23 protein-coding genes, 1 tRNA gene and 3 rRNA genes are annotated in these 26,710 nt (G+C 44.0%); 6 read left to right on the plus strand and 21 right to left on the minus strand.

Going from position 1 to position 26,710, the window contains the following annotated elements:
* Nucleotides 1–315: 315 nt before the first annotated feature.
* The 3 genes from loaP to NSQ26_RS07805 all read right to left on the minus strand — a co-directional run bounded on the left by loaP (nucleotide 316) and on the right by NSQ26_RS07805 (nucleotide 3,367).
* Nucleotides 316–897: an antiterminator LoaP gene (gene loaP / locus NSQ26_RS07795; RefSeq protein ID WP_499717751.1), complete on the minus strand. Its 582-nt coding sequence runs from the start codon at nucleotides 895–897 to the stop codon at nucleotides 316–318.
* Nucleotides 898–1,316: 419 nt separating this feature from the next.
* The gene (locus tag NSQ26_RS07800; protein ID WP_499717752.1) at nucleotides 1,317–2,972 is read right to left on the minus strand and encodes an IS1634 family transposase; all 1,656 of its coding nucleotides are present in this window, start codon (nucleotides 2,970–2,972) and stop codon (nucleotides 1,317–1,319) included.
* Between the two features lie 245 nt (nucleotides 2,973–3,217).
* Nucleotides 3,218–3,367 carry a hypothetical protein gene (locus NSQ26_RS07805; RefSeq protein WP_499717753.1) on the minus strand — a complete coding sequence of 50 codons (150 nt, stop codon included), beginning with the start codon at nucleotides 3,365–3,367 and terminating at the stop codon, nucleotides 3,218–3,220.
* A 326-nt stretch (nucleotides 3,368–3,693) separates the two neighbouring features.
* Here NSQ26_RS07805 and NSQ26_RS07810 point away from each other — a divergent pair, with 326 nt between their 5' ends.
* Nucleotides 3,694–4,083 (plus strand): helix-turn-helix domain-containing protein, encoded by a 390-nt coding sequence (locus NSQ26_RS07810; RefSeq protein WP_499717754.1) that lies wholly within the window; start codon nucleotides 3,694–3,696, stop codon nucleotides 4,081–4,083.
* Here the strand turns inward: NSQ26_RS07810 and NSQ26_RS07815 are convergent, their stop codons facing one another.
* Together NSQ26_RS07815 and NSQ26_RS07820 are read right to left on the minus strand one after the other, a co-directional pair.
* On the minus strand, nucleotides 4,084–5,184 hold the full coding sequence (locus NSQ26_RS07815) for an AimR family lysis-lysogeny pheromone receptor (protein ID WP_499717755.1): 1,101 nt from the start codon (nucleotides 5,182–5,184) through the stop codon (nucleotides 4,084–4,086).
* Nucleotides 5,185–5,377: 193 nt separating this feature from the next.
* Complete coding sequence (locus NSQ26_RS07820; protein WP_499717756.1) at nucleotides 5,378–6,112, minus strand: peptidoglycan recognition protein family protein; 735 nt, start codon at nucleotides 6,110–6,112, stop codon at nucleotides 5,378–5,380.
* A gap of 159 nt (nucleotides 6,113–6,271) precedes the next feature.
* Here NSQ26_RS07820 and NSQ26_RS07825 point away from each other — a divergent pair, with 159 nt between their 5' ends.
* Complete coding sequence (locus tag NSQ26_RS07825) at nucleotides 6,272–6,898, plus strand: site-specific integrase (protein ID WP_499720016.1); 627 nt, start codon at nucleotides 6,272–6,274, stop codon at nucleotides 6,896–6,898.
* Between the two features lie 146 nt (nucleotides 6,899–7,044).
* Here NSQ26_RS07825 and NSQ26_RS07830 read toward each other — a convergent pair.
* The 4 genes from NSQ26_RS07830 to NSQ26_RS07845 form a co-directional block, all read right to left on the minus strand.
* Nucleotides 7,045–7,135: transfer RNA gene (locus NSQ26_RS07830), tRNA-Ser, on the minus strand.
* 9 nt (nucleotides 7,136–7,144) lie between these two features.
* A 5S ribosomal RNA gene (gene rrf / locus NSQ26_RS07835) occupies nucleotides 7,145–7,260 on the minus strand.
* 59 nt (nucleotides 7,261–7,319) lie between these two features.
* Nucleotides 7,320–10,255, minus strand: a 23S ribosomal RNA gene (locus NSQ26_RS07840).
* Between the two features lie 571 nt (nucleotides 10,256–10,826).
* Nucleotides 10,827–12,375 (minus strand): 16S ribosomal RNA (locus NSQ26_RS07845).
* The 16S, 23S and 5S rRNA genes sit together here with 1 tRNA gene alongside, the layout of an rRNA operon.
* A gap of 388 nt (nucleotides 12,376–12,763) precedes the next feature.
* Between NSQ26_RS07845 and NSQ26_RS07850 the strand changes: the two genes are divergently transcribed.
* Nucleotides 12,764–13,102, plus strand: a complete 339-nt coding sequence (locus NSQ26_RS07850; RefSeq protein ID WP_090774559.1) for a DUF2614 family zinc ribbon-containing protein — start codon at nucleotides 12,764–12,766, stop codon at nucleotides 13,100–13,102.
* Nucleotides 13,103–13,132: 30 nt separating this feature from the next.
* On the opposite strand, the gene perR is transcribed toward NSQ26_RS07850, so the two are convergent.
* Nucleotides 13,133–13,567 carry a peroxide-responsive transcriptional repressor PerR gene (perR, locus tag NSQ26_RS07855; protein WP_090774591.1) on the minus strand — a complete coding sequence of 145 codons (435 nt, stop codon included), beginning with the start codon at nucleotides 13,565–13,567 and terminating at the stop codon, nucleotides 13,133–13,135.
* Between the two features lie 132 nt (nucleotides 13,568–13,699).
* Complete coding sequence (gene bcp / locus NSQ26_RS07860) at nucleotides 13,700–14,176, minus strand: thioredoxin-dependent thiol peroxidase (protein ID WP_090774558.1); 477 nt, start codon at nucleotides 14,174–14,176, stop codon at nucleotides 13,700–13,702.
* Between the two features lie 162 nt (nucleotides 14,177–14,338).
* On the opposite strand from bcp, the gene NSQ26_RS07865 reads away from it, so the two are divergent.
* Both NSQ26_RS07865 and NSQ26_RS07870 read left to right on the plus strand, forming a co-directional pair.
* Entirely contained in the window at nucleotides 14,339–15,643 is a 1,305-nt protein-coding gene (locus tag NSQ26_RS07865) for a glutamate-1-semialdehyde 2,1-aminomutase (RefSeq protein WP_499717757.1), read from the plus strand.
* A gap of 79 nt (nucleotides 15,644–15,722) precedes the next feature.
* On the plus strand, nucleotides 15,723–16,778 hold the full coding sequence (locus tag NSQ26_RS07870) for an aromatic acid exporter family protein (protein WP_499717758.1): 1,056 nt from the start codon (nucleotides 15,723–15,725) through the stop codon (nucleotides 16,776–16,778).
* A 53-nt stretch (nucleotides 16,779–16,831) separates the two neighbouring features.
* On the opposite strand, the gene NSQ26_RS07875 is transcribed toward NSQ26_RS07870, so the two are convergent.
* The 4 genes from NSQ26_RS07875 to fabL form a co-directional block, all read right to left on the minus strand.
* Nucleotides 16,832–18,580, minus strand: coding sequence for an ABC transporter ATP-binding protein (locus NSQ26_RS07875; protein WP_499717759.1), 1,749 nt, complete (start codon nucleotides 18,578–18,580; stop codon nucleotides 16,832–16,834).
* Nucleotides 18,581–18,633: 53 nt separating this feature from the next.
* Entirely contained in the window at nucleotides 18,634–19,161 is a 528-nt protein-coding gene (gene ntdP, locus NSQ26_RS07880) for a nucleoside tri-diphosphate phosphatase (protein WP_090774554.1), read from the minus strand.
* Between the two features lie 343 nt (nucleotides 19,162–19,504).
* Nucleotides 19,505–19,654 (minus strand): gamma-type small acid-soluble spore protein, encoded by a 150-nt coding sequence (locus NSQ26_RS07885; protein WP_090774553.1) that lies wholly within the window; start codon nucleotides 19,652–19,654, stop codon nucleotides 19,505–19,507.
* 82 nt (nucleotides 19,655–19,736) lie between these two features.
* Nucleotides 19,737–20,486 (minus strand): enoyl-[acyl-carrier-protein] reductase FabL, encoded by a 750-nt coding sequence (gene fabL, locus NSQ26_RS07890; RefSeq protein WP_499717760.1) that lies wholly within the window; start codon nucleotides 20,484–20,486, stop codon nucleotides 19,737–19,739.
* A 93-nt stretch (nucleotides 20,487–20,579) separates the two neighbouring features.
* Between fabL and NSQ26_RS07895 the strand changes: the two genes are divergently transcribed.
* A complete protein-coding gene (locus tag NSQ26_RS07895) occupies nucleotides 20,580–20,930 on the plus strand; it encodes a hypothetical protein (RefSeq protein ID WP_090774551.1) in 351 nt (116 codons plus the stop codon).
* 13 nt (nucleotides 20,931–20,943) lie between these two features.
* Here NSQ26_RS07895 and NSQ26_RS07900 read toward each other — a convergent pair whose 3' ends face one another.
* The 6 genes from NSQ26_RS07900 to mutY form a co-directional block, all read right to left on the minus strand.
* Nucleotides 20,944–21,621 (minus strand): DUF1129 family protein, encoded by a 678-nt coding sequence (locus NSQ26_RS07900; RefSeq protein WP_499717761.1) that lies wholly within the window; start codon nucleotides 21,619–21,621, stop codon nucleotides 20,944–20,946.
* Nucleotides 21,618–21,947: a PadR family transcriptional regulator gene (locus NSQ26_RS07905; RefSeq protein WP_499717762.1), complete on the minus strand. Its 330-nt coding sequence runs from the start codon at nucleotides 21,945–21,947 to the stop codon at nucleotides 21,618–21,620. The genes NSQ26_RS07900 and NSQ26_RS07905 overlap by 4 nt, the downstream gene beginning before the upstream one ends.
* A gap of 223 nt (nucleotides 21,948–22,170) precedes the next feature.
* Nucleotides 22,171–23,949, minus strand: coding sequence for a S9 family peptidase (locus tag NSQ26_RS07910; protein WP_499717763.1), 1,779 nt, complete (start codon nucleotides 23,947–23,949; stop codon nucleotides 22,171–22,173).
* Nucleotides 23,950–24,204: 255 nt separating this feature from the next.
* A complete protein-coding gene (locus NSQ26_RS07915) occupies nucleotides 24,205–24,783 on the minus strand; it encodes a DUF6944 family repetitive protein (protein ID WP_499717764.1) in 579 nt (192 codons plus the stop codon).
* Between the two features lie 106 nt (nucleotides 24,784–24,889).
* On the minus strand, nucleotides 24,890–25,639 hold the full coding sequence (locus NSQ26_RS07920; RefSeq protein ID WP_499717765.1) for an SDR family NAD(P)-dependent oxidoreductase: 750 nt from the start codon (nucleotides 25,637–25,639) through the stop codon (nucleotides 24,890–24,892).
* Nucleotides 25,636–26,709 carry an A/G-specific adenine glycosylase gene (gene mutY / locus NSQ26_RS07925; RefSeq protein WP_499717766.1) on the minus strand — a complete coding sequence of 358 codons (1,074 nt, stop codon included), beginning with the start codon at nucleotides 26,707–26,709 and terminating at the stop codon, nucleotides 25,636–25,638. The genes NSQ26_RS07920 and mutY overlap by 4 nt, the downstream gene beginning before the upstream one ends.
* Nucleotide 26,710 lies beyond the last annotated feature (1 nt).

The following is a 26,710-nucleotide window of genomic DNA, read 5'->3' on the forward strand; positions in this document are numbered from 1 at the left end:
CCAAAGATCCTATTACTTATACATAATAAACGATGATATTTGTTCTGTCAACGAAAAAATCAAATAAATTTATTCTTCATGGCATATTTATCGTGAGTACCTGAATAATTAATCACAATTCGTCTAAAAAACACCTATCCAAAGAGGGAAAATGCTGCAAAGTATCATCATCAGACATTTCGCAGCATCTCCTATATAATGTATAATAATTATGTAACGAATAGTTATAAGTGTAATATATGCTTACTGAGAAACAACTGGAAACCAATATGACGTTGGTCACAAGATCTCTTCTTCACACGACAACACATAATGTTAATGAATTGTTTCAGTTTTCTTTGAAATAAATTTTACGCTCATGTCCATGTCTTTTACCTCATTCATGAAAGGCAATGCCACCTTTACTCTCCTTTGTCGTTTATCTACTTTCTTAATCCAACCTTCAAATCCTTTCAAAGGGCCTGAATGAACAACAACTCGTGTATTTTCAATGTAAACCTCAGAAACGCCAATCTCTTCACCTTGTTCTGTTAACTTCAACAACAAACGCATATCTTCCACTGGGATTTCACTAAAACATTCACTTTGTTTCCACACATCTGATGCATCGTCTGCACTGTAATCAAAGAGATAACGATATGCATTCAACAGCCTAAGACAGCCCGGTATGGACTGTAACTGATGATACAAAGCAACGTTCATATGAGCACAAAGCAGTATATAGCCGGGGAACATTATTTTACTCACTTCATGCCAGTCACCTTGGCGTTTTTCCCATATTTTTCGCTTTGGTATGAGCGTTCGTTCAATAGATATTTCTGAATTCTTGTTGACCAGCTGTCGTACCTGCTCTTCTTGTCCAGATCGCACATATAGTGCGTACCACAAGGGCTCCATCCTTTCCCCCCTTTCCAAAATCTTTGCGCTAGATCAATATTACGCAGGGGTTGGGGGACAAGTACTCTTCACAGAATACCACCGTAAAAAGGCCTCCTTTACCCGTAGCACAATCGATCAATAAACAAACGAAGCCTTCTCAGAAAAATATTTACCGTTTTTCATTTAAATATCGTCAGTACATCACCTCTTTCTTCTGCTTACTTCTGCATGATTCTCCAGTTTCGGCTAAATTACTTTCCTGCAGTTGAGTCATTCGACGTTATCAACTGGCATTCCTGCTAATAACTCACATTTCGCACCTCTCCGAGGTGGAATAACCAAGAATTAAATTCCTTTTTTTACCTATAGATTTAACGCTACCCGAAAAGCCATGGAAGAGGCAAATTTTTTTCCATGGCTCATTCATATGGAATTGATTACAGGTAAATCGATTCATCCATGCCCAGCGCGGTTAACACCCTTTGTTGTTCATACGTAAGCGGTCGTGAAAAACTCCTTTGTTTTGTGTTGTCTGGTAGCGTAAAGGCAACCACTTGAATGTATTTAAATAGCTGAAAAATCGCCTCTCCTGTAGGCTTTGTTAGCGTTCGACCACCGGCTCCTTTCATTGGATGCGCTGTGGTAATATGTTGCCGGATACGTCGTTGGAAGACTCGATAAATGACAAGGGCGAGAAGAAATAAGTAACCAAGTACTTGAACACGCTCTGGTTTATGGACATAGACATCATCGATATAAAAAGGGTTTTTGAGAAAGCGAAAGTTCATCTCCACGTTGATCTGTCCTTTGTAAAGCTCAAGCAAACGCTTCGGGCACGCAGGTTCTCCTTGCCACTCGGTTGGCACTGTTGTGACAAGTACAAAACGTGAAGCCTTTCTTCTTGCGTGTGCAAAAGCTGTTTCATCAAACGTCTTCTCTACTTCAAGGATGTAGTGCGTTTGGACTTCAGGTTCTACACCTTTTTTCGGGCGGCCGCGCTTCCGCTTCGTTACCTCGGTGGCGCGAATGTTTGGTTGAACCGTATGAAAACAGAGACCTGCTTCTTTTTCCCACTCGCTAAAGGCTTTTATTGCATCCTCTTCGCAATGAAACGGTGATTTTATCCAGCTTTGTTGTTGCTTCTCGATCATCGCGTGTTCTTGTTCTCGTTTTTTTGTTAGTGTCTTTTCTTTTTTCTTGTCTAATGCGCTGGATTCGGCAACGATGAGTCGCACGTCATGTCCCTCATATGTATCAGCGCATTCAAATAAGCGGTACGTGGCACCTTTTTTGCTTGAAACAAAGGAGATTTCCTCGGACCATGGTGTGTCTGTCTCATCTGCTTTCTCAAGTGCAGCTTTCACGATTTTTAAATGATTCGGCCCTCGGGTAAGGATCGCTGCGCCCGCAGCTTTCGCTTGTTTTAACGTTTTTGCGCTCATTGCAGCTGAGTCCGCTACATAAATGAACCCATCCAGATCGACTTGTGAGAATTGATCATGGAGTTGGTCTAACACTTGAGGATTCCAGCTTTTATCAGATTCATTTCCGTCATGAACATCCGCATAAATAGGGATGCCATCTTCATTAGCGACAACACCAAATTGAATTTGCTTATAACCGGGTTTATCTCGACTGTATCCTTCTGTGATGTTCAGTGTTCGGCTTGGGCGATCGTATGCGCCGTACAAGGACAGGCTTGTTGTATCGCCGTGAAATACGCTCAAGGGGATCTCCTCGTGTTTGTATACATCCAGCAAAATCGATGATAAAAGTTGGTGAATGCCTGCATCATGTAAGCGATCTAAATGTCTTCCTAATGCGTCATCATTAAAAAAGCTAGGAGCGACTTTTTCATGTAACAGTTTATGGAGATCGATCTCTTTTGCCCATTCTTCTACATGTACCAAGGCTTGACGGCCACTAAGAATATCGAGCAATAATAGATGAACAGCATCTCCTGGCGACACCTGACATTGGTCGTTGGCATTGACAAAGTTCGTGATTTTACTTGGGAGTTTCAATTGTTTTATGAGCTCGCTAATCATATTCAAATACGTGGCTTGGTAAACTGCATCAATCTGTATGTTCATGTCCATCCCTCATCTGGCTATGTATTTCGGGTAGCTTTATACCTGCTTATACATCATTCGACATTGGATGAAAAAATCCTTCCTAGGGTGATAGGAAGGATGCGAAATGTGAGTAATAAATTGACTTTTCGTACGACAATATTCGCAGTTGGACTGAAATGAAACATATCGCGATCCAAAACAGCCGTTTGCTTCCTACGTAATAATCAATTGATAGTAAAAGAGAGGCTACTGAAACAGCCCCTTCACGTACACATCTCCCATACCTTCCGTCGATATTGTTTCAATCGATCATAGCGACGCTGGAAACGTTCCGCGTCAACTGTTTCATACAAGGCATTGACTTTCTTAATATAAAAACGGATTCTGTCGAGTTTACTTTTTCTCTTTTTCATCGCGCACTCCCCTAGCTCACTTGTCTACAAATATTCTACACCTAAAGGATAAATAAAACAATAAATATTTTTATCTTTTTTATCGTGAAGGCTGTAAGCTAATAGCATAAAAATCCATTTACGCAACATAAGCACGTATGATACACTGATGGTGCGTCATTGTTACATTTAAACGGTGATTCTTACAGTTATTCAGTTATTTTTTCCAGCTATTAGCTCAATTTTTTAAAGCATATCTTTACTTTTTTTGGGTAATAACTTGTTTTGTACAGCCCACATCACTTATTAACATACGCATAAACGTATGGCCTAAGGAGGGAAGCATTGTGACTAGACTAAAGGAATTACGAGAAGCAACAGTGATAGACGGGAAAAAGTTAAGCGGACTTGCCGTTGCTGAAAAAATTGGAACATCTGTCCCCCATTACTACAAAATCGAGAACGGAGATCGACCAATTCCTGATTATTTAGCTAAAAAGTTAGCGCATTTATTTAACGTTTCCATTGATTACCTCTTAGGGAAGACAGAAGAAAAAAAAGAAACCCCTGCAGATATTGTGCAGAGGTTTGATCGAGACTTACGAAAAATGCCACCTGAAGAAGTTCTTGAACATTTCAAACGTATAAATAGAGGAAAAGTGCTAAACAAAACACAAGAAAAAGTCCTTTTAAAACACCTTTATTTTTTAGTAGACCTATTAGACGATCTGGAATAATTATTGTGCAGTGCTGCTTTTATCGCATAAACCCCTTAATACTTTTGTGCATAGTCGTGAATCAAACGCGCGCTGGTGTTTGGCAAAATAATGCTGGGATTGTATCACACCATCAATATTGTTTTCTATCCATGAACGATACAATCGAGCGTAAGGACTTTGTGTACGGAGCGTCCTAATGATATTTAACGCCCTATCTTTTTCACCACGCACGATATACTGATGTGCAAGTTCTTCTCCTTCTAATCCTGCTTCCTCAAAGATTTGCTGGTGCACATTCTTCACCCGTGCTAAATCTTCTTTCATCATTTTTTCAGCCATGTGCATTTCTCCCGCGTATTCATATAACCTGACAGCTTCTTCTATGTAGCTGATGCTTTTGTTATATGAAGTGTACATATATGATAACCCTTTTACACGCATTGAAGCAGCTACCATACGAACAGGCGCAAAAGGAGAATCAATAACTTTATTTGCATAAGCAAGCGCTTCTTCTGTCTCATCCTCTACGAATAACTTTGACTCGGCTAAAAGACAATTTGCTCTCATCTTCAAAGATTTCCTCATGAAAGAGTCTGATAGCTTATTCATCTTAATGACAGCTTTTTTTGCGATAGCGCCAGCTGTTGTGAGGTCTCCATTTTCAGCATACAATTGTGTTTTTAAGAGTAATACCTTCACTTTCATTTCTTCTTTTCCAGTAAGTTCACGAACAACATCCAGCGCGTCATCTAATGTGTAGGCATGCCGCATTCGCTCCACTCTGTATAAATAGCGCCAATGGCTAATATCATTGCGATCACTATGAATCTGCAACAGCCTATCTGTCACATGAGGTCTATTGTACGCAGACGCATACTCAAACGCATGGAGGATGTCGGCTGAATTCGTTACGGAAAGACAGTACTCATCCATGAGTTCATACCATTTATCGCAGTGCACGTGACGAAAAAGGGTCACTGCTTTTTCAAATTCAATTTCCCCTTTGGTAAAAAAACGCATCAAAACATGAACAGGCCACCCTAACACTCCAGCAAGGGCAACAGCGCTAAGACCTTGTTCTTCGATTGCTATCATGACAAATTGTTCCAGAAAGCCCATACAAACTCCCCTTTGTATTGATTTGTCCACCTTTTCTTCTCTCTAATAAAACAAATCATACGACATACTCCGTGGAACTTCAACATATCATCATTGGAAAATAATTGATATATGACGAGCAACCTCATTTGCATAACCAAAAAAAGTCTCTCCCTAACCGCGGTTAAGGAGAGACGACATACGCGAGCACTACTTACTTACGAGAAATCTTTGCCCCTGTGCTTGGTGCCACATAAATATTACGCTTACCACGTCCTGTTTTTACCGTCACAACATGTGGGTAGGGTTTGCCCAGGACTTCATACGTCAAGCCACCATAACGAGCAGGTGTCAAAGACCAATCAGAGTTCTTTTTCACCGGCGCTAAGCTCAATTTGTACGTTCGCCATGTTTTTGCTGTTTTGGGTAAGTGGACATATTCCGTTGTTTTCTTGCCTGTTGAACCTGAACCACTTGATGATGAGCCGCCTTCAATTAATCTTTTAAAAGAAGTCCATTCGTTAAGCAAGCGTGCTGGGCACTGCTTGCCAGTCCAGTGCTTGTGCGTCACAACACGATCAATAGAAATGCGATGTTCCTTCATTAACTTTTTAATGAGCCAAGCGGCGTTTTTCTTCGTCTTTCCAAAGTCACCGTCGCTGTTTACACACAATTCCACTCCGATGCTTTTGTTATTTGCCGTTCCTCCTGCATGCCAACCCTTCTCGTTTGTGGGAAGGTGCTGGATGATCGTATGATCGTCGACCGTGAAATGCCAACTGACATCCCTGCCGCCGGCACCACCCTTCAAGTATCGCGCATGGTTTGCCGCATCAGCGCCGCGGCCAGTGTTGGCCGTTTCGTGTACCGTAATGTAAGACGCTTTGATTTTTGTTCCTGGACGGATATGTGCCTTCGATGGAATGAAATCCTTTTTGATCGCGACCATTATTGTTCACGCTCCTTTTCTTTTTCAAAGTCTCGTAGTTTATCCGATGCTCTCGAAGAGGGAATCATCACAAAAAACCCTACCTACAAAGCGCAGGTCGTGGGAAAAATTGCTCCTAAAGATGAGAATTTAAAGTATTTAAGTTATGGGGAAGCGCAAATGCTGATCGATGAATTAAAACACAATCTGAAACCATCGTATATATCAAGATACGTCTTACTATTCGCGCTCGCGACAGGCGCCCGCTTCTCTGAAATTATGGGTCTTACCTGGGAATGCGTTAAATGGGATCCTTTGAATGACTCCATGGCAACTGTAAAAATCGAAAAAACATGGGACTACAAACACACAAAGGACTTCGATAATACCAAGAACTATTTTTCTAAGCGCACGATTACTCTAGACAAGCACACCGGCATCTTACTGATGGATCTGTGGAAACATCAGCAAAAACTGATGAAAACAAAACGAGTACAAAACTACCGGAACCTCGTTTTCATAAATTCCGAAATGAGATTGATCAGCAATGAAGCAGTTAATAAAACGCTTAAAAAGTTTTGTACCAAAATAGGAGTGCATCCGGTCACTTGCCATGCATTACGCCATACCCATGCCTCCCTTCTTTTATATAAACAGTGTAATATTAAGTACGTTTCTCGCCGACTCGGACATACCGATGTCATCACCACACTTCGAGTTTACGCGCATATCATTGACGAAATGGAGCAGAGAGATTCACAAGAAGTAAACAATTTAATGGACGGGCTACACAAGACTCATGCCTGACTTTGGTACCAAATCCGTACCAAAGTCGTACCAAAACGGGCAAAAATTCTACTTCATTCTGGTATAAACCCCAAAAATAAAAACCTCAAAAACGTTGATTTATCAACACTTTCAAGGTTTTGATACATTCTTCTTTATACTACGAGCGGAGAGCGAGGGATTCGAACCCTCGAGACGGTTTCAAACCGCCTACACGATTTCCAATCGTGCTCCTTCGGCCAGCTCGGACAGCTCTCCATAAATATGACCCGGCACCGATCTACGCTCACAGGGGGAAGCCCCCAACTACTATCGACGCAAAAGAGCTTAACGACCGTGTTCGGCATGGGAACGGGTGTGACCTCTTTGCCATAAGCACCGGATAATGAGAGAACGATTCTCTCAAAACTAAATCATGGGACTCAAATGTAAGGATGAATATTAGGATAAGACCTCGACCGATTAGTATCTGTCCGCTCCATGTGTCGCCACACTTCCACTCCAGACCTATCAACCTCATCATCTCTAAGGGGTCTTACTGACTTGCGTCATGGGAAATCTCATCTTGAGGGGGGCTTCGTGCTTAGATGCTTTCAGCACTTATCCCGACCATACGTAGCTACCCAGCGATGCTCCTGGCGGAACAACTGGTACACCAGCGGTATGTCCATCCCGGTCCTCTCGTACTAAGGACAGCTCCTCTCAAATTTCCTACGCCCGCGACGGATAGGGACCGAACTGTCTCACGACGTTCTGAACCCAGCTCGCGTGCCGCTTTAATGGGCGAACAGCCCAACCCTTGGGACCTACTACAGCCCCAGGATGCGACGAGCCGACATCGAGGTGCCAAACCTCCCCGTCGATGTGGACTCTTGGGGGAGATTAGCCTGTTATCCCCAGGGTAGCTTTTATCCGTTGAGCGACGGCCCTTCCATACGGCACCGCCGGATCACTAAGCCCGACTTTCGTCCCTGCTCGACTTGTAGGTCTCGCAGTCAAGCTCCCTTATGCCTTTGCACTCTACGAATGATTTCCAACCATTCTGAGGGAACCTTTGGGCGCCTCCGTTACTGTTTAGGAGGCGACCGCCCCAGTCAAACTGCCCACCTGACAATGTCCCTGACCCGGATCACGGGTCGAGGTTAGAATGTCAGTACCGTCAGGGTAGTATCCCACCGATGCCTCCACCGAAGCTGGCGCTCCGGCTTCCTAGGCTCCTACCTATCCTGTACAAACGATACCAACACTCACTATCAAGCTACAGTAAAGCTCCATGGGGTCTTTCCGTCCTGTCGCGGGTAACCTGCATCTTCACAGGTACTATAATTTCACCGGGTCTCTCGTTGAGACAGTATCCAAGTCGTTACACCATTCGTGCGGGTCGGAACTTACCCGACAAGGAATTTCGCTACCTTAGGACCGTTATAGTTACGGCCGCCGTTTACTGGGGCTTCAATTCAGAGCTTCTCCCGTAAGGGATAACCCCTCCTCTTAACCTTCCAGCACCGGGCAGGTGTCAGCCCCTATACTTCGCCTTGCGGCTTCGCAGAGACCTGTGTTTTTGCTAAACAGTCGCTTGGATCTTTTCACTGCGGCTCTCTCGGGCTATTCACCCTATTAGAGCACCCCTTCTCCCGAAGTTACGGGGTCATTTTGCCGAGTTCCTTAACGAGAGTTATCCCGCGCGTCTTAGAATTCTCTTCTCGCCTACCTGTGTCGGTTTGCGGTACGGGCACCTGTCTTCTCACTAGAGGCTTTTCTTGGCAGCGGAGGATCAGGGATTTCGGACCCTAGGGTCCTTCACGGTCACAGCTCAGCCTTTATGAAACGCGGATTTGCCTACGTTTCAGCCTCACTGCTTCGACGCGCTCAGCCAGCGGCGCGCTCTCCCTACCTTTCTGCGTCCCCCCATCGTTCAAACGAATACGAGGTGGTACAGGAATTTCTACCTGTTGTCCATCGCCTACGCCTTTCGGCCTCGGCTTAGGTCCCGACTTACCCTGAGCGGACGAGCCTTCCTCAGGAAACCTTGGGCTTTCGACGGAGGGGATTCTCACCCCTCTTTTCGCTACTCATACCGGCATTCTCACTTCCAAGCACTCCAATAGTCCTCTCGGTCTACCTTCACTGTCCTTGGAACGCTCCCCTACCCAATCCCTTACGGGATTGCCATAGCTTCGGTGATACGTTTAGCCCCGGTACATTTTCGGCGCAGCGTCACTCGACCAGTGAGCTATTACGCACTCTTTCAATGATGGCTGCTTCTAAGCCAACATCCTGGTTGTCTAAGCAACGCCACATCCTTTTCCACTTAACGTATACTTTGGGACCTTAGCTGATGGTCTGGGCTGTTTCCCTCTTGACTACGGATCTTAGCACTCGCAGTCTGACTCCCGAGCATAAGTATTTGGCATTCGGAGTTTGACTGAATTCGGTAATCCTGTGGGGACCCCTCGTCCAATCAGTGCTCTACCTCCAATACTCTTCACTCGAGGCTAGCCCTAAAGCTATTTCGGGGAGAACCAGCTATTTCCGAGTTCGATTGGCATTTCACCCCTACCCACACCTCATCCCCGCAATTTTCAACTTGCGTGGGTTCGGGCCTCCAGTCGGTGTTACCCGACCTTCACCCTGGACATGGGTAGATCACACGGTTTCGGGTCTACGGCGGCGTACTATAGCGCCCTATTCAGACTCGCTTTCGCTGCGGCTCCGCTTTTTCATGCTTAACCTTGCACGACACCGTAACTCGCCGGTTCATTCTACAAAAGGCACGCCATCACCCATTAACGGGCTCTGACTAGTTGTAGGCACACGGTTTCAGGATCTCTTTCACTCCCCTTCCGGGGTGCTTTTCACCTTTCCCTCACGGTACTGGTTCACTATCGGTCACTAGGGAGTATTTAGCCTTGGGAGATGGTCCTCCCGGATTCCGACGGGGTTTCTCGTGTCCCGCCGTACTCAGGATCCACGCAGGAGGAAACGAAGTTTCAGCTACAGGGCTGTTACCTTGTACCGCGCATCTTTCCAGATGCTTCACTTACGCCGTTTCTTTGTAACTCCATGTTGCGTGTCCTACAACCCCAAGAGGCTAGCCTCTTGGTTTGGGCTCTTTCCGTTTCGCTCGCCGCTACTTAGGAAATCGATTTTTCTTTCTCTTCCTCTGGGTACTTAGATGTTTCAGTTCCCCAGGTCTGCCTCCTCACATCCTATGTGTTCAGATGTGGGTACCATCCCATTACGGATGGTGGGTTTCCCCATTCGGAGATCTCCGGATCATTGCTTACTTACAGCTCCCCGAAGCATTTCGCTGTTCGTCGCGTCCTTCTTCGGCTCCTAGTGCCTAGGCATTCACCGTGCGCCCTTTCTACCTTATCCTCTGACGAAAGACTCAACGGCGGATTTCTTCGTCGATTTCGCGTTCTTCAGTCAGTCACGTATTGAAAATACGCTCCTTCCTTCAGACACTCATCTCCTCGAACTCCTTGTTGTTCTTTGTCAGTTTCTTTTGTAAAAATAACCTTCGAATTTCTTCGTCCACTGCGCGTTTCTCAGTCAGTCACGTATTAAAATACGCTCCTTCCTTCGAACGCTTGTGTCCTCGAACTTCTCGGTTCTTTTCACAAAACAATCGCGTATATAAGCTCTGCATTCCTTCGGACGCTTGCGTCCTCGAACTACTCGCTTCTATCCACGAAAACTGACTCCAACGGCGGATTTCCATCCACTGTCTACTTTGTCAGTCTTGCTAAAGCAAAAAGTTTGCTTTCTTTCATCCTAGACGTCATTTCTTCGTGCGAAGCACGTGTCCATGACTCATTTGAGTTGTTTCATGATTTAGTTTTCAAAGAACCATTTATTGAGTGATGTTGCTCACTCAAAACTAAACAATAGCGCAAGCGTTACGATGTCTTACGACAATCGTATCGACTAGAGTATGACTCCATAGAAAGGAGGTGATCCAGCCGCACCTTCCGATACGGCTACCTTGTTACGACTTCACCCCAATCATCTGTCCCACCTTAGGCGGCTGGGTCCAAAAGGTTCCCTCACCGACTTCGGGTGTTACAAACTCTCGTGGTGTGACGGGCGGTGTGTACAAGACCCGGGAACGTATTCACCGCGGCATGCTGATCCGCGATTACTAGCAATTCCGGCTTCATGTAGGCGAGTTGCAGCCTACAATCCGAACTGAGAATGGCTTTATGGGATTGGCTCCACCTCGCGGTTTCGCTTCCCTTTGTACCATCCATTGTAGCACGTGTGTAGCCCAGGTCATAAGGGGCATGATGATTTGACGTCGTCCCCACCTTCCTCCGGTTTGTCACCGGCAGTCACCTTAGAGTGCCCAACTGAATGCTGGCAACTAAGATCAAGGGTTGCGCTCGTTGCGGGACTTAACCCAACATCTCACGACACGAGCTGACGACAACCATGCACCACCTGTCACTTTGTCCCCGAAGGGAAAGCCCTATCTCTAGGGTGGTCAAAGGATGTCAAGACCTGGTAAGGTTCTTCGCGTTGCTTCGAATTAAACCACATGCTCCACTGCTTGTGCGGGTCCCCGTCAATTCCTTTGAGTTTCAACCTTGCGGTCGTACTCCCCAGGCGGAGTGCTTAATGTGTTTACTTCGGCACTAAGGGCATCGAAACCCCTAACACCTAGCACTCATCGTTTACGGCGTGGACTACCAGGGTATCTAATCCTGTTTGCTCCCCACGCTTTCGCGCCTCAGCGTCAGTTACAGACCAGAGAGTCGCCTTCGCCACTGGTGTTCCTCCACATATCTACGCATTTCACCGCTACACGTGGAATTCCACTCTCCTCTTCTGTACTCAAGCTTCCCAGTTTCCAATGGCCGCTTGCGGTTGAGCCGCAAGATTTCACATCAGACTTAAGAAGCCGCCTGCGCGCGCTTTACGCCCAATAATTCCGGACAACGCTTGCCACCTACGTATTACCGCGGCTGCTGGCACGTAGTTAGCCGTGGCTTTCTGGTGAGGTACCGTCACGGTACCGCCTTATTCAAACGGTACTTGTTCTTCCCTCACAACAGAGCTTTACGACCCGAAGGCCTTCCTCACTCACGCGGCGTTGCTCCGTCAGACTTTCGTCCATTGCGGAAGATTCCCTACTGCTGCCTCCCGTAGGAGTCTGGGCCGTGTCTCAGTCCCAGTGTGGCCGATCACCCTCTCAGGTCGGCTACGCATCGTCGCCTTGGTGAGCTGTTACCTCACCAACTAGCTAATGCGCCGCGGGCCCATCCCTTAGTGATAGCAGAAGCCATCTTTTAATATTGACCTAGGTAGGTCCATATATGATCCGGTATTAGCTTCGGTTTCCCGAAGTTATCCCAGGCTAGGGGGCAGGTTGCCCACGTGTTACTCACCCGTCCGCCGCTCACTTCCGGGAGCAAGCTCCCTTCTGTGCGCTCGACTTGCATGTATTAGGCACGCCGCCAGCGTTCGTCCTGAGCCAGGATCAAACTCTCCATTAAAGTGTTTGATTTGCTCATTATGCACAAATTTCTTTGTGGCTTACATGTTGAGATCTATTGATCTCTTTTAACGCTTGGCTATTGTTTAGTTTTCAATGAGCTAGATTCAGGTTACTTCACTAGTATAACATCTTGTTTTCACCTTAGTCAATAAGTATTGTCGAACTTTGCTACTTATTTCCACGTTTGCGGCGACAAGTAATAATATATCATGCTATCAATATTGGAGTCAATCCTTTTTTGAAATTTTTTATGTGAAGTATATTGGTCACGTCTCCTTCTTCTTAAATTATCACTCTCCACCATGAAACAATTCGTCATGATTTATGATATACTTAACAACAGTTGCCACATGATATGATAGTATAGAACAAGGAGGATTGCTTACATGAAAAGAAATCGCTCAAATAAAATAAATAAAATCCGAACCTTTGCCCTTGGCCTCGTTTTTATTGGTATTCTAATTATGTACATAGGGATTTTTTTCAAAGAAAACACGGTGATCATGATCATCTCTATGAGCGTAGGCTTACTTGCTGTTCTTTCTAGTACAGTTGTGTACTTCTTTATCGGGTTATTATCAACAAAGGCAGTCATCGTAGCATGCCCCAATTGCGAAAAGCGTACAAAGTTACTTGGACGCGCCGATGCTTGTATGCATTGTGACCAGCCACTAACAATGGACAAATCCTTAGAAGGAAAGCCGCTAGATGACTTCCACAAATAAATAAAAAAGACATCCCATTCGGTGTCTTTTTTATTTTTCATTCGCTAGGCATTCGGGGCACGCCCCATAAATCTCCATCCGGTGTGCGTGTACTTTAAATCCTGTAATTTTTGCTGCTACCTTTTCTGCTTCGCTTAAGCATGGGGACTCAAAGTCAACAATTTTTCCACATTCTTCACAAATAGCATGATAATGATCACTTGTCACTGCATCGAATCGGCTCGATGCGTCTCCATAAGTCAACTCTTTTACAATGCCAGCCTCTTTGAAAACACGTAAATTATTGTATACAGTCGCTACGCTCATGTTTGGAAATCTGGCTTCTAATGCTCTATAAATTTCATCTGCAGTTGGATGCGTTCGCGATTCGTATAAAAATGATAATATGGCATGGCGCTGGGGTGTCATACGTATATGCGTACGCTTCAGCGCGTCGATCGCTTCAGCTAAGCTATGATTTGCCATCATTTGCGCCTCTCTTTCGGAAAACAATTCTTTATTTATAGTTATTATAATATGTTATTCCAAAAATAACAAGTCCACAACGCCCATGATGACAAACAGACAGCGCCTGAATCACTTCAAGCGCTCATCTTCTCATGACTGTGATTGACGATGATCCGCGATAAACGCAAGTACCTCATCAACATGATTTTTCACCTTAACATTTTCCCAAACCTTTATAACCTGTAAATTAGGGTCAATGACAAACGTCGTCCGTACAATGCCCATATATTCTTTTCCAAACGTCTTTTTCTGTTGCCATACGCCGTACTTTTTTGCTACTTCAATGTTTTCGTCTGCCAACAATGGGAAGGGTAAAGAATATTTCTCTACAAAACGATCATGTTTATTAACAGAATCTGGACTTACTCCGAAGACAACCGCACCAACCTCGGCAAAAGCCGAAACTTGGTCTCGGAAGTCACATGCTTCTGTCGTACAACCCGGCGTCATATCTTTCGGATAAAAATAAAGCACGATATATTTCCCTTTTGCATGCGACAATGTGATCTCTTTTCCACCGTTAGCCAGTAACGTAAAATCTGGTGCTGTTTGTCCGACTTCAACCATGTCTACATCTCTCCTTTTTTCATCACTTATTTAAGGATAGCTCAATTAAGCTTTCCCTTCAAGGAAGAGCGGCTTCATCTTACATCGCTTGCTGTTTTTTGTCAGCTATGATTGAATAATGGAAGAGACCGAGCACATAGCTCTCGGAAAAGGAGAAAAAAGATGAATCGACAAACATCAGATTTTTATTATGAAGAAGCACAATCTGTCATTGTTGGCGGTGTAAACAGTCCTTCACGCGCATATAAAGGTGTGGGCGGGGGAACTCCTGTCTTTATGGAAAAAGGCGCAGGTGCTTATTTATATGACGTTGATGGCAACCGCTACATTGATTACTTAGCTGCATATGGACCTATTATTACAGGACATGCTCACCCTACGATTACAAAGGCAATCCAAGAACAAGCCTCTAACGGTATTTTATTTGGCACACCGACACGTTTGGAAAATGAGTTTGCCAAACAATTGACAACAGCGATCCCATCTCTTGAAAAAGTTCGTTTCGTTAATTCTGGTACAGAAGCAGTGATGACCACGATTCGCGTTGCCCGCGCATACACAGGCCGAGAGAAAATTATTAAATTTGCTGGTTGCTATCATGGGCACACTGATCTTGTCCTAGTTGCCGCCGGATCAGGGCCGTCCACCCTCGGAACACCTGATTCTGCTGGCGTAACAAAAGCCACTGCCGCAGAAGTGATCACCGTTCCTTTCAATAATATTGCGGCCTTTGAAGAAGCGCTTTCCCATTGGGGCAATGAGACCGCTGCTGTATTAGTTGAGCCCATCGTTGGGAATTTTGGTATTGTGGAACCTGAACCGCAATTTTTAGAGAAAGTAAACGAGCTTGCACACGCTGCTGGTGCACTCGTCATTTATGATGAAGTGATTACAGCTTTTCGTTTTATGTATGGTGGTGCGCAAGACCTCTTACAAGTAAAGCCTGATATGACTGCACTTGGAAAAATCATTGGCGGCGGCCTCCCTATCGGCGCTTACGGTGGTCGGATGGATATTATGGAACAAGTAGCACCACTCGGTCCCGCTTATCAAGCAGGAACGATGGCTGGCAATCCAGCTTCTATGAGTGCAGGACTTGCCTGTTTACAAGTTTTACGCGAAAACGGTGTTTATGAACAACTTGATCAGCTCGGTGCATTGCTTGAACAAGGGCTTCATCAAGCAGCGAAAGAAGCAGGGGTGCCAATGACAATCAATCGCCTAAAAGGCGCACTCACTGTCTTTTTTACGGACGAAAAAATTCGCAATTATGAAGGCGCCTCTCGTACAAATGGTGACCAATTCAGTGTCTTTTTTAAAGAGATGCTCACACGTGGCATTCATTTAGCCCCGTCAAAATATGAAGCGTGGTTTTTAACAATTGCTCACACAAAAGCACATATTGACAAAACCATCACCGCTGCACAACATGCTTTCCGATGTGTCGCGGAACAATTTTACCGTTAACAAACGCATGAAACCTTGTCTTTTACACTATACTAAACAAAGAACGGCCACTGCCGCCTAAGAAAGGAAACGACGTCACATGAGACTAGGTGCCCGTATTTTAAAAACCGGCCTCGCTATCGTGCTTGCCCTCTATTTGGCAAACTGGTGCGGGATTACACCGCCAACCTTTGCTGCCATCGCGGCTGCCTTTGCCATTCAGCCTTCCCTGTTCCGGACGATGCGTACATTCGGTCACCAAGTGCAGGCAAATTTAATTGGTGCAATCATTGGGGTTATTTTTGTAATGACGTTTGGGCATGAACCTGTTGTTGTCGGCGTCGTTGTCATGTTGGCGATTGCCATCTTTATTCGCTTAAAACTCGAAGCTGCTATTATTCCTACAGCAATTGTAACCATTATCATTATTATGGAAGCCCCTGAAGAACAGTTTCTCCAATTTGCTTCAGAGCGCTTCCTTCTTGTTCTCATCGGCATTGTGTCTGCTTCTCTCGTTAACCTAGCTTTTATTCCTCCTAGATATGAAAAGAAAGTGTATGAACAAATGTCTACAACAACTGATACGTTACTAGAGTGGATGAACCTACTAGCACGACGAGATGCTGATACGGTCGCACTCAGATCAGACATGAGGGTTCAAAAAGACAACCTTCATAAAACGCAAGACTTGTTTGCGCTTTTTCGGGAAGAGCGCAACTACTTTCGTGCAAAGACATTTGGGCAACGCAGAAAAGTAGTTGTTTTTCGAAATATGATTGTCGCATGCGAGAAAGCATACAATGTTGTGGAAGGGCTTGAAATGCGCGCTGAAGATTATGCACATTTACCAAGTGGTATCCAAAACAGCGTAGAAGAACATGTTGCTGCGCTGACAGATTACCACCATCGTATTTTGCTTCACTATAACGGGAAAGTTAATGCACATGCTCCTGATAAATATATGTCTGAAATCGAAGCTGGGCAAACTTCCTTAACAAATTTATTTGTTACCTTATATGAGGAAACCGCGTTCGATCTATCTCAATGGCATGCTTTTCTCCCTGCTATTGCAGCGATCATTGAATATCAGCAGGCCCTTGCGCATTTAGATGCACTCGTTAAAAACCAACAAGCGCATGACCACGAACCACAGTAAATGATGACTCAAAATAAAAAGGTCACAATCACCCACAGGTAATTGCGACCTTTTTAATTATCCAACATTTGCACACTGTAAAGATTGTAATATGCACCTTTACTTGCCATCAATTGTTCATGCGTCCCTTGTTCAACGATTTGACCATGCTCGACGACGACAATCTGATCTACGTGTGTAATCGTTGACAGGCGATGAGCAACAATAAATGTCGTGCGGTTTTTGGCTAATTCGTCTAGCGTCATACGAATTAATTGCTCACTTTCCAAATCAAGCGCTGACGTTGCCTCATCAAACACAAGCAACGGCGGATTTTTTAGAAAGACACGTGCAATGGCGATACGTTGTTTTTGTCCGCCAGATAACTTCACGCCACGCTCACCCACCTCAGTCTCGTAGCCATAAGGAAGTTCACAAATAAAATCATGCGCGTTTGCTGCTTTTGCTGCACTAATGACTTCCTCCTCTGAGGCATATGGTTGACCCACCCGAATATTCTCGGCAATACTGTCACTGAACAAAATAGGATCTTGCAACACCATACCAATCTTGTCACGTAAACTTCGAACCGTCCACTTCCGAATATCACTGCCATCTAACAAAATTTTCCCTGCTGTTACATCATAAAATCTTGGTAACAAACTAATAAGTGTACTTTTTCCACCGCCACTCATGCCAACAAGGGCAACAGTTTGACCTGCTTGAATGTCGATCGATACATCTTTTAGCACCGGTTCTGTTGCTGTATCATAGGCAAATGACACTTTTTCAAACGTGACATCTCCCTTTACAGATGTGAGTCCTTCTGCATCTTCTCGATCAACAATATCATAAGATTCATCAAGAAATTCAAATACCCGATCCATGGATGCAATGGATTGTGTCAATGTGGTCGACGAATTGACAAGCCGCCTCAGAGGTCCGTACAAGCGCTCCATATATAAAACAAATGCACTCATGACGCCAATTTCTACTTGACCTTGCAATACAAACATGGCAGAAACAAACAAGACGAGTAGCGGGGCAATATCTGTCACTGTATTCACGACCGCAAAAGTTTTTGCATTCCAACGTGTATGATCAAGTGCTTTCCCTAGGAAATGCTGATTCCTTTTGGCGAATTGTTCTTGTTCATATGGCTCATTGGCAAAACTACGAATCACATTCATTCCCTGAATACGCTCATGCAAATGCCCTTGTACCTCAGCCAATGCTTGTGAACGTTGGCGAGTTAACTGCCGTAACCGCTGATAAAAAAATTTGATTGAAAACATATAAAAAGGAAACATACATATTGCCACAACGGTTAACCACACATTCAAAGAAAGCATAATGATAATAGCAATCACAACGGTCGCTAAATCAAGCCAAATGTTCATCAATCCTGTGATCACAAAGTTTTTCGTTTGCTCCACGTCATGGATCACACGTGAAATAATTTCACCGACTTTTCTATTTGCATAAAAACGTAAGCTTAAACGCTGAATATGCGCAAACAAATGGTCGCGGATATCGTACAATACTTTACTGCCAATCCATTGTGCGAAATATTGCCGGTAGTATTCTATCGGTGGCCTTAATACGACAAACAATAAAAATAACCCCGCCATTATCCAGTAAAGCTGTGTCATTTTCTCATCTTGAATCAACTGCTCATTGAGCAAAATATCGTCAATCACATACATCATTGCCAGCGGAAACAATAAAGGAATTGAAAACTTCAACAACCCAATAAAAATGGTGAACACAATTTGTTTCCGATAAGGCTTCACAAACATTAAATAGCGCTTAATGATTTTCAAAATATAACCCCTTTACACCCAGCCAAAAGTGAGACCTTGTTGAAAGGCTCCTTTTAACGACACTGCAAATACCGCTCATACCAATTCTCCACAAAGTGGGGCGCAAACGGCCCTTTTCTTTGATGAATCCATGATTTTAACTCATGTACACTTCGCTTCAAAATTGCGTCCAACTGCGGTGGATAATTCATCGATTTCCGATGTAATTCATACTCATCTTCATCCAGCAGCTTCATTGTCATGTCCGGATACACTTTAATATCCAAGTCATAATCGATATACTTCAATGCTTCTTCATCCCATGTGAATGGCGTGCCTAAATTGCAATAGTAATAAATCCCGTCTGAGCGAATCATCCCAATTGTATTAAACCAATGGTCTGAATCAAAGTAGCAAATCGCTGGCTCCCTTGTTCGCCAATTGCGACCGTTAGACTCTCGAACAATGATTCGATCATTTCCTGCGACAACCATTTTAGACGTTCCTTTTAACACGGTTGTATCTTCCCAAATGCGATGAAGTGTACCGTTATGCTTGTAACTTTGTATCTGGATGACGCTGCCCTCCTTTGGAAAGCTCATCGCCTATTCTCCTTCTCCTTCCAGGCATCTTTCATCAAGAACATTCACAAGTAAAGAGATCGAAACACCTCCACGATCGTCTGTTGACCTCTAACTTCTACATCCCACATGCCTCTGCTCTATTCACGTATGTGTTTACATCTTATATTATACTAGGTTCTTACCTTTTTTTAAACGTTTGTGGATTTTATTTTGAACGACTCACGATGTAACACCCGTCCAATGAGGAGACAGACCTTCATACGATTGAGGAGAATCTTCGTTGAAATCGTCCCTTTAAATAGAAAAAGACACTCTCGACCGGAGGGCAGAGAATGTCTTCATTCACAGTTAACAGGAGATTTTACTTGTTTTCTTTTGCTTCAGATTGTGCATTTTGCTGTTTCACTTCCTGCACATCCGTCTCACTAGCAAATTCAGCGTTGTAACTATTATTTGCAGCTTGACCTTGTTTCTTGGCCTGATTTTTATGGGCTTTCGATTCCTTGTTCATGGTATCACCTCCACGCTATATAACATGTCCGGTGTTACCTTTTTCTATACAAATTTAACATTTCTCTTTATCATCCACACTTTTAAGCTAACAACGAGATCCCACCATCAACAATCAATGTCTGTCCCCGAATCATGCTCGCCTCATCCGACAATAAAAATAATACCGCGTTTGCTAAATCGGTTGCCTCAACCATTCGTCCTGCTGGCGTACGCGCTGCCGCGTCAGCAAGCAATTCCTCCCGATTAGGAAAATGCGTGAGTGCAGCTGTATCAACCGCACCGCCAGACACAGCATTTACAACAATCCCTTTCGGTGCCAATTCCACTGCCAAATAACGTGTCAATGCTTCGACTGCTGCTTTAGAGACTCCGACAGTCGTATAATTTTCCAAATAACGAATGGCACCGAGTGAGCTTAAGCTCACGATTCTCCCACCACCGTTTTTCTCCATCCGCTTGGCCGCTTCTTGTGCACAAAAAAGAAGTGCTTTTGCATTAATATCCATCGTCCAATTCCAATGGCTTTCTTCTAGTTCCATCAACGGCCGCAACACTCCTGATGCGGCATTATTGACGAACACATCCAGCCGCCCAAATGTCGCATCTATCTCTTCAAATAACGCTTGTATTTTATCTTGTTTACCCACATGCGCTTTCACCGTCATCGCTTTTACACCACGTGCGCGTATTTCTTCCGCTGTTTCCTCTGCTTGCGTCCGACTACGCGCATAATTAATGACAAGATGATACCCCTTATCAGCAAGTCCAAGCGCAATCTCTTTGCCTATCCCGCGACTACTCCCCGTCACGAGTGCAACTTTTTCAGTCATACATTCACTTCCTTTTTATTTTCTTTTATTATAACGCATACTGAAGCGAGCGAACAGCCAAGCTATAAATAGAAAAAGGAAGGAGACACGACAATGGAAAAGCAATTGTACTATGTCAACTTAAACCCTATTAGCATGGACACCATTAGCAACGTGCGTGTGAATGACGGACAGCTAATCGAATACGAGATTGAAGCGACTGAAGAGGAGAAAAAAGACTTTGAAAAACTGCTCCATGAAGTGAACCGACATGATGTCGAGCTTGGCAATCTTTTTTCTTTCCGACACTTTGATGAAACCGCCAGTGACACAGACAAAAACGAGTATCAAGCTGGATTAAACGATGTATATGATCGCTTATATGAACTTGGTACAGCCGAAACAAAAGCAAAAGTTAAAGAAATTCACTTACAGAACGAAGATGATCATATGCCGGGGTTGTAGGGAGCATGCCCCCTCAGCCCACTTGTCTACGAAGCAAAAAAGAAAGGAGGAAAAAAAGTAGCCCCGCAGCAATATTTACATAGTATGGGATAGATATTGCTGGTCCGATATCAGGGAGTAAGTACGTAAACAACACGATGATCCCGATACCTAACACGCCAAACAGCCAGTAAAGCAAAAATTCTTTCCACTTCTTCAATCGACGAAAACAGGCCCAACGTATCGTCTTAATTATAAAAGACATTTGTATCATACTAACAACAAACGCAAACACCGTTATTAACAGCGCTGAACCTACAAATACTTCTTTCACCCCACTACTGATACCAAAAGTGAGAAAGATTATCCCATTAAGTGCCTGGCCACCAATGAGATAAGCAGTTAGAAATATTGAGGCAATCCACAACACGGCACTCACGTTTCGTCTCGTCCACGTTTTCGGTAATTCTCCAATTAGTTCATTCATGTACTGTTTTGGATTGTTACCAAATACATCTTCGGCTGAACGCCCGTGTGCTTGGGCATCAAGTAAATGGTCCAGTAGTTCCAATAGTGTTTCTTCTTTCTCTTGTTCACACTTATTAAATGACAAACGAATATACACAAGCATGTCCTCATAATACTTTTTATTCTCCTCGGTTAGCTGCTCACGTTTCCGGTTGTTTTCTTCGACTAATTGGTCCGCATTCATCGTGATTCCTCCGTTTCTAATAAATGATCAACAGGCGCTTTCAACATCGACCAACTCTCCTTAAATGCTGCTAACGCGCACTTGCCTTCCTTTGTTAACTCATAATACTTACGGTTTGGACCACTCGGAGATTTTTTCATGTCCCCTTTAATCAATTTTTCCCGTTGCAACCGCAACAACACTGGATAAATTGATCCTTCACTCACCTCTAAACCGTTCTGCTGCAACAACACCGCAAGTTCATAGCCATATATAGAACGGCGAGCAACCATTGCTAAAATACAGCCTTCAAGCACCCCTTTTAACAATTGTGTTTGCGTGGACAAACCTTTCACCTACCTTGTTTTGCAATGTAGCGAGAGAAGAAAACTCCTCTTCATATCATATTCATTAAACTAATAGTAACTTGCAATGCAAGGCACTAGGTTATTGCTACCTTGCATTACCATATAGATACTGTAATTGTATCATCTCATAGAAGAACGAGCAAGTACTCTTGATTAATAAAATGCCAAGCAGCCCCGCTTAAACGAGGCTGCCAATATCTCCTTACAAATACTGATCAAAAAACGCTAAAATCCGCTTAAACGTAACGATTCGGTTCTCCTTCTTCGTAAATCCGTGACCTTCATCATCAAAGACAATATACTCAACCTCACGCCCTTTTTCTCGTAATGCTTCCACCACCCGATCTGACTCAGACTTCACAACACGCGGGTCGTTGGCGCCTTGAATAACGAGCATTGGTTTTGTCATGTCTTCTAAATAGGTGATCGGAGAGTCCCGAACGAAACGATCATGATCTTTCTCCGGGTCACCAATCCATGTTTTCAACATCGGTTTCCAATGATCAGGAGCACTTTTATAAAAGCTAAGCAAATTCGACACTCCGAAAATATCAACAACCCCTTTGAAATAAGACGCATGACGGCCGTGAAGTAGCAAGGCCATGTACCCACCGTAACTACCACCCATTAAAAAAATCTTGTCACTTTCTACGTAGCCATTTTCAATTAAGTAATCTAAACAGGCAATGTTATCTAAACGCGGACCGTGCCCCCAATCACCTTGAACCATTTTCATAAATGCTGCGCCATATTCCGTTGAACCACGAAAGTTTGGTGCGACAATGCGATAGCCAGCATACACCAAATAATGGAACCACGCACGATACGTTTTCCGTTCTGCCGCTTGCGGTCCCCCATGCGGCCATAAAATAACGTGACCATTATCGACTTCAGGACGTGGACGGAAATAAAGCGCTTCAATTTCTAGTCCATCAAATGAAGGGTAGCGCAATAACTCCGGCTCCACCAATGTCTCTTCTGCAATGCCAGGCACTTGAACAGTAGTCAGCTTCTCCCACGCATTCCCGTCATAACGATACAAGTTATTCGGCGACGTCGCTGTTTGTCCTAGGAGAAATAATGTTCCTTTTTTTGAAACAACAAACTGCGTAATGACATTCACCGGTAGTGACATTGGTTCACATGTGTTCGTTGCAATATCATAATAATACAAACGATCGTCAACACCAGCGCTCGTGCTAATATATAATCCTTTTTTATCCGCTGATCCATATAATCCATTAATCGATTCATTGGTGAATGCATGTACTTTCGTCAATTTGTTATTTTCTACATCATAGTGAGACAAATAGTGGAAATCTGATTCATGATTTATCGCCATATATAGGTCATTCTCGCTCATAAATTCTCCTGCAGACGTACTGTAAACTTCATTTCCATCCGTAACGATGGGGGTCAATGTACCATCACGCAATACATACACTGGTATATATGTGTTGGCAAAATGCTTCCCAATCACTAGTGTCCGTTCATCGTCACTCTTGCCCGCTAAATATGTTCCTGTCCCTTCTCCTTCGTGTATCAGTTCAGCAATCCCTTTCTCCACATCATAGCGCATGACATTCAAATACATCTTATTTCCATTTGTCGTCGTATAGTAAAGAGACTGGCCATCTTTTGAAAACCCTTCCACCATATGGCGTTCCCCTTCCGCACAAATAAGCGGCTTTACCTCTCCACCTTCACGCGGAAGCGCATACACTTGCGCGTTCTCATCACCATCATGATCAAAGCTCACGACGATGTAAGAGCCGTCTTTACTGTAACGCAGATCATGCGTTTGTTGTCCAGAAGCATGTAACTTATACGGAAAGCGTGTGTCTAAGTCCATTGCCCATATTTCTGGCTTTCCGGCAAAATCAATTTCAAAAATAAGTTGTTTTTCTTCTGGATCAACGGCAAAACACGTCAAGTTAAAGACTTCAAAAAATTGTTCAACCGATGGTTTACTAAATTGCATTCTCATCGCCTCCTCTAAGATATCGTACTTTTCCAGTGTAGCACGGCGCTATTCCATAAAGGAATTCATTTGCTTATCGTCTCTGCCAATTGTGTCTATTTTGCATCAAACACCATACTTCACCTTAGTTTAACAACTGAACGACATGATAGACAATGGTCATTTAATTCATAAGGGGTGGTTATTTGGATGGCCTAATCAAACACAGCTCTTTTCATCGCACTAATCAAAACTAAACCCACCATATCGGTGGGTTTAAACAATATCTTCTACCTCTTCATACGCCTCTTCTTCGTTATCTTCAGTTGTGATCAATATGGCATTTAAATTCGCTCCAAGCATTTGAAATATCGCACCTACTGTCCCAATTAACAATCCTTGTCGTTCCCTTTCCTTTATTTCAAGCACCGCACCGATCGCCTCCAAACCTGCACCTACACTTTGAAAAGTATCACCAACAAAGGCTGGATCTCCTTCCTCATATGCAGCAATTGCCCCCATAGAAGCGCCAAGTGATTGCAATGTATCACCGACCACTTCAATTCGCGAATAACGTGTGCTATTTTCTGGGTCAATTGATTGCAAATAAGCAGAATAAGAACTCGTTGCTGCACCAGCACCATCAATCCACGTCCCATAAAATTCCATCATATTATCTGTCGGTACTGTACCGATCAACATCGCACCAAATGCTTGTAACGCTTCACCAACCGCCATTTTCCGGGCGTTTATCGGGCTAGAGCTTTCTAATTCACGTATATCTGCACCAGCAGAAACAATGGTGCCAATCGCCACAATCCATGCTCCTGTCATTAGTACGCCGTTCTCTGTCACGGTTATCCACCTACAATGCAATCCATGATTTGCTGTTATGTTATTCAAAAGGGCAGGATTGGGGACAGGGGAGTAGCATACCAACAAAAAAAGGGCTTACTTGCCCTCAAAAATTCCCTTTTGACTGTCCACCATCCACATTCACCGTCGCCCCCATAAACCAGCTTGCTTGTGGTGATGTGAGAAAAAGCACCACGTTGGCGATTTCCTCCGGTGTGCCAAAACGCCCTCCAGGAATTTGCTCATCCACAAACGTATTGATCTTCTCAGGATCTTCCTCAAGTCGTTTTTGCCAATTGCCTGTTGGGTGTAAAATTGCTCCCGGGGCAACCCCATTTACACGAATCCCATCACGTGCGACCTCATCGGCAAGCGATTTAGTAAAACTGATAAGCGCCGCTTTTGCACTGTTATATGTCGCCTTTCCACCAGACTCGCGCCCAAAAATAGAGGAGATGTTGACAATGACACCAGCACCTACTTTCTTCATTTGCGGCAAAACAAGTTTCGAAAAGTGGACTGCAGAGAAAAAGTTCAGTTCAAACGCCTCATGGAAAAGCGCTAGCGGTGTCTCCGCGATCGCAGCACCATTGCTTCCTCCCACATTGTTAATTAAAATATCGATTGCACCAAAATGACTCGTTACTTCAGCAAAAACCCGCTCTCGCTCCGCCTCTTTCGTTAAATCACCTGTCACAATGCTGATCTCTTCGTACCAGCTTTCCAATCCTTCCTTTGTCCGTGCGCTCACGACAACACGCGCACCCTCCTTATAAAAAGCTTCCGCAATTGCTCGACCAATTCCTTTCGTACCACCTGTCACAAATACCGCTTTGTTTTGTAGTTGTAAATTCATAACCATCCCTCCTCAAATGCATAGGACAATAATTTTTGTTGTGAAACTGGGAATGTATACTGCTCCAAATCTGCCACTGGTACAAACCGATGCGATTCCTGCATGTGCGCATCTTGTTTACGTAACATGCCTTTATACAAATCAATTTCCCAAACAAGGTGCGTAAACACATGTTTGACATACCCTGCTGTTTTTTCAAATGCAATCACTTCTCCGTAACGTTCTACACAAGCGGCCTTCACATCACTTGCCGATTCCACCAACGGCAACTGCCATAATCCTGCGAGTAACCCTTGATCAGGACGTTTCTCAATCAACACATGACCATCTTCATCCTGCAATAAAAACGAAGCAATTGCCACTTTTTTTGGCTTTTTCTTTTTCGTTTTCACCGGTAACGATGTTTGGATACCTAAAGCGAATGCTTGACAATGTGATTGCACTGGACACACGCCGCATAACGGTGAAGTTGGCGTGCAAATGAGCGCCCCAAGCTCCATAAGCCCTTGATTAAAACTACCCGGATCATCAGGATCAATTAATTCGTACAAACATTCTTCAAACTTTTTCCTTGTAGCTGCTTTACGAATGTCATCACTTATATGTAAAATACGAGAAAGGACACGCATCACATTGCCATCGACGGCTGGCTCTCTTTGCCCGTAAGCAATGCTTAAAATTGCACCAGCTGTGTACGGACCAATGCCTTTTAATGTGCTAATTTCTTTACGTGTACGGGGGACAACACCTCCATACTGTTCCACCACTTCACGCACAGCAACTTGTAAGTTACGCACACGCGAATAGTAACCAAGCCCTTCCCACGCTTTTAAAATGGCTTCTTCCTTCGCATAAGCAAGATGTTCCATGTTAGGGAATAAGCGCATAAACTGTTCATAATAAGGGATGACGGTGTCAACCCGCGTTTGTTGTAACATAATTTCTGATACCCATACATGATAGGGCGCTGCCTGTTTTCGCCACGGTAAATCTCTCTTGTTCTCGCGGTACCAGTTAAGCAAATCTGTTTGAAACTGTACTGTCTTGAAATTTTTTTCCACTTTTGTCACC

Origin of the sequence: Bacillus sp. FSL W7-1360 (assembly GCF_038592975.1) — a bacterium.
GTDB classification, from domain to species: Bacteria; Bacillota; Bacilli; order Bacillales; family Bacillaceae_D; genus Shouchella; species Shouchella lonarensis.

Coding starts and splice junctions, on each gene's coding strand:
- loaP (WP_499717751.1), bottom strand. CDS start 897: ATGGAGCCCTTGTGGTACGCACTATATGTGCGATCTGGACAAGAAGAG.
- NSQ26_RS07800 (WP_499717752.1), bottom strand. CDS start 2,972: ATGAACATACAGATTGATGCAGTTTACCAAGCCACGTATTTGAATATG.
- NSQ26_RS07805 (WP_499717753.1), bottom strand. CDS start 3,367: ATGAAAAAGAGAAAAAGTAAACTCGACAGAATCCGTTTTTATATTAAG.
- NSQ26_RS07815 (WP_499717755.1), bottom strand. CDS start 5,184: ATGGGCTTTCTGGAACAATTTGTCATGATAGCAATCGAAGAACAAGGT.
- NSQ26_RS07820 (WP_499717756.1), bottom strand. CDS start 6,112: ATGGTCGCGATCAAAAAGGATTTCATTCCATCGAAGGCACATATCCGT.
- NSQ26_RS07825 (WP_499720016.1), top strand. CDS start 6,272: ATGCTGATCGATGAATTAAAACACAATCTGAAACCATCGTATATATCA.
- NSQ26_RS07850 (WP_090774559.1), top strand. CDS start 12,764: ATGAAAAGAAATCGCTCAAATAAAATAAATAAAATCCGAACCTTTGCC.
- perR (WP_090774591.1), bottom strand. CDS start 13,567: ATGGCAAATCATAGCTTAGCTGAAGCGATCGACGCGCTGAAGCGTACG.
- bcp (WP_090774558.1), bottom strand. CDS start 14,176: ATGGTTGAAGTCGGACAAACAGCACCAGATTTTACGTTACTGGCTAAC.
- NSQ26_RS07865 (WP_499717757.1), top strand. CDS start 14,339: ATGAATCGACAAACATCAGATTTTTATTATGAAGAAGCACAATCTGTC.
- NSQ26_RS07870 (WP_499717758.1), top strand. CDS start 15,723: ATGAGACTAGGTGCCCGTATTTTAAAAACCGGCCTCGCTATCGTGCTT.
- ntdP (WP_090774554.1), bottom strand. CDS start 19,161: ATGAGCTTTCCAAAGGAGGGCAGCGTCATCCAGATACAAAGTTACAAG.
- NSQ26_RS07885 (WP_090774553.1), bottom strand. CDS start 19,654: ATGAACAAGGAATCGAAAGCCCATAAAAATCAGGCCAAGAAACAAGGT.
- fabL (WP_499717760.1), bottom strand. CDS start 20,486: ATGACTGAAAAAGTTGCACTCGTGACGGGGAGTAGTCGCGGGATAGGC.
- NSQ26_RS07895 (WP_090774551.1), top strand. CDS start 20,580: ATGGAAAAGCAATTGTACTATGTCAACTTAAACCCTATTAGCATGGAC.
- NSQ26_RS07900 (WP_499717761.1), bottom strand. CDS start 21,621: ATGAATGCGGACCAATTAGTCGAAGAAAACAACCGGAAACGTGAGCAG.
- NSQ26_RS07910 (WP_499717763.1), bottom strand. CDS start 23,949: ATGCAATTTAGTAAACCATCGGTTGAACAATTTTTTGAAGTCTTTAAC.
- NSQ26_RS07920 (WP_499717765.1), bottom strand. CDS start 25,639: ATGAATTTACAACTACAAAACAAAGCGGTATTTGTGACAGGTGGTACG.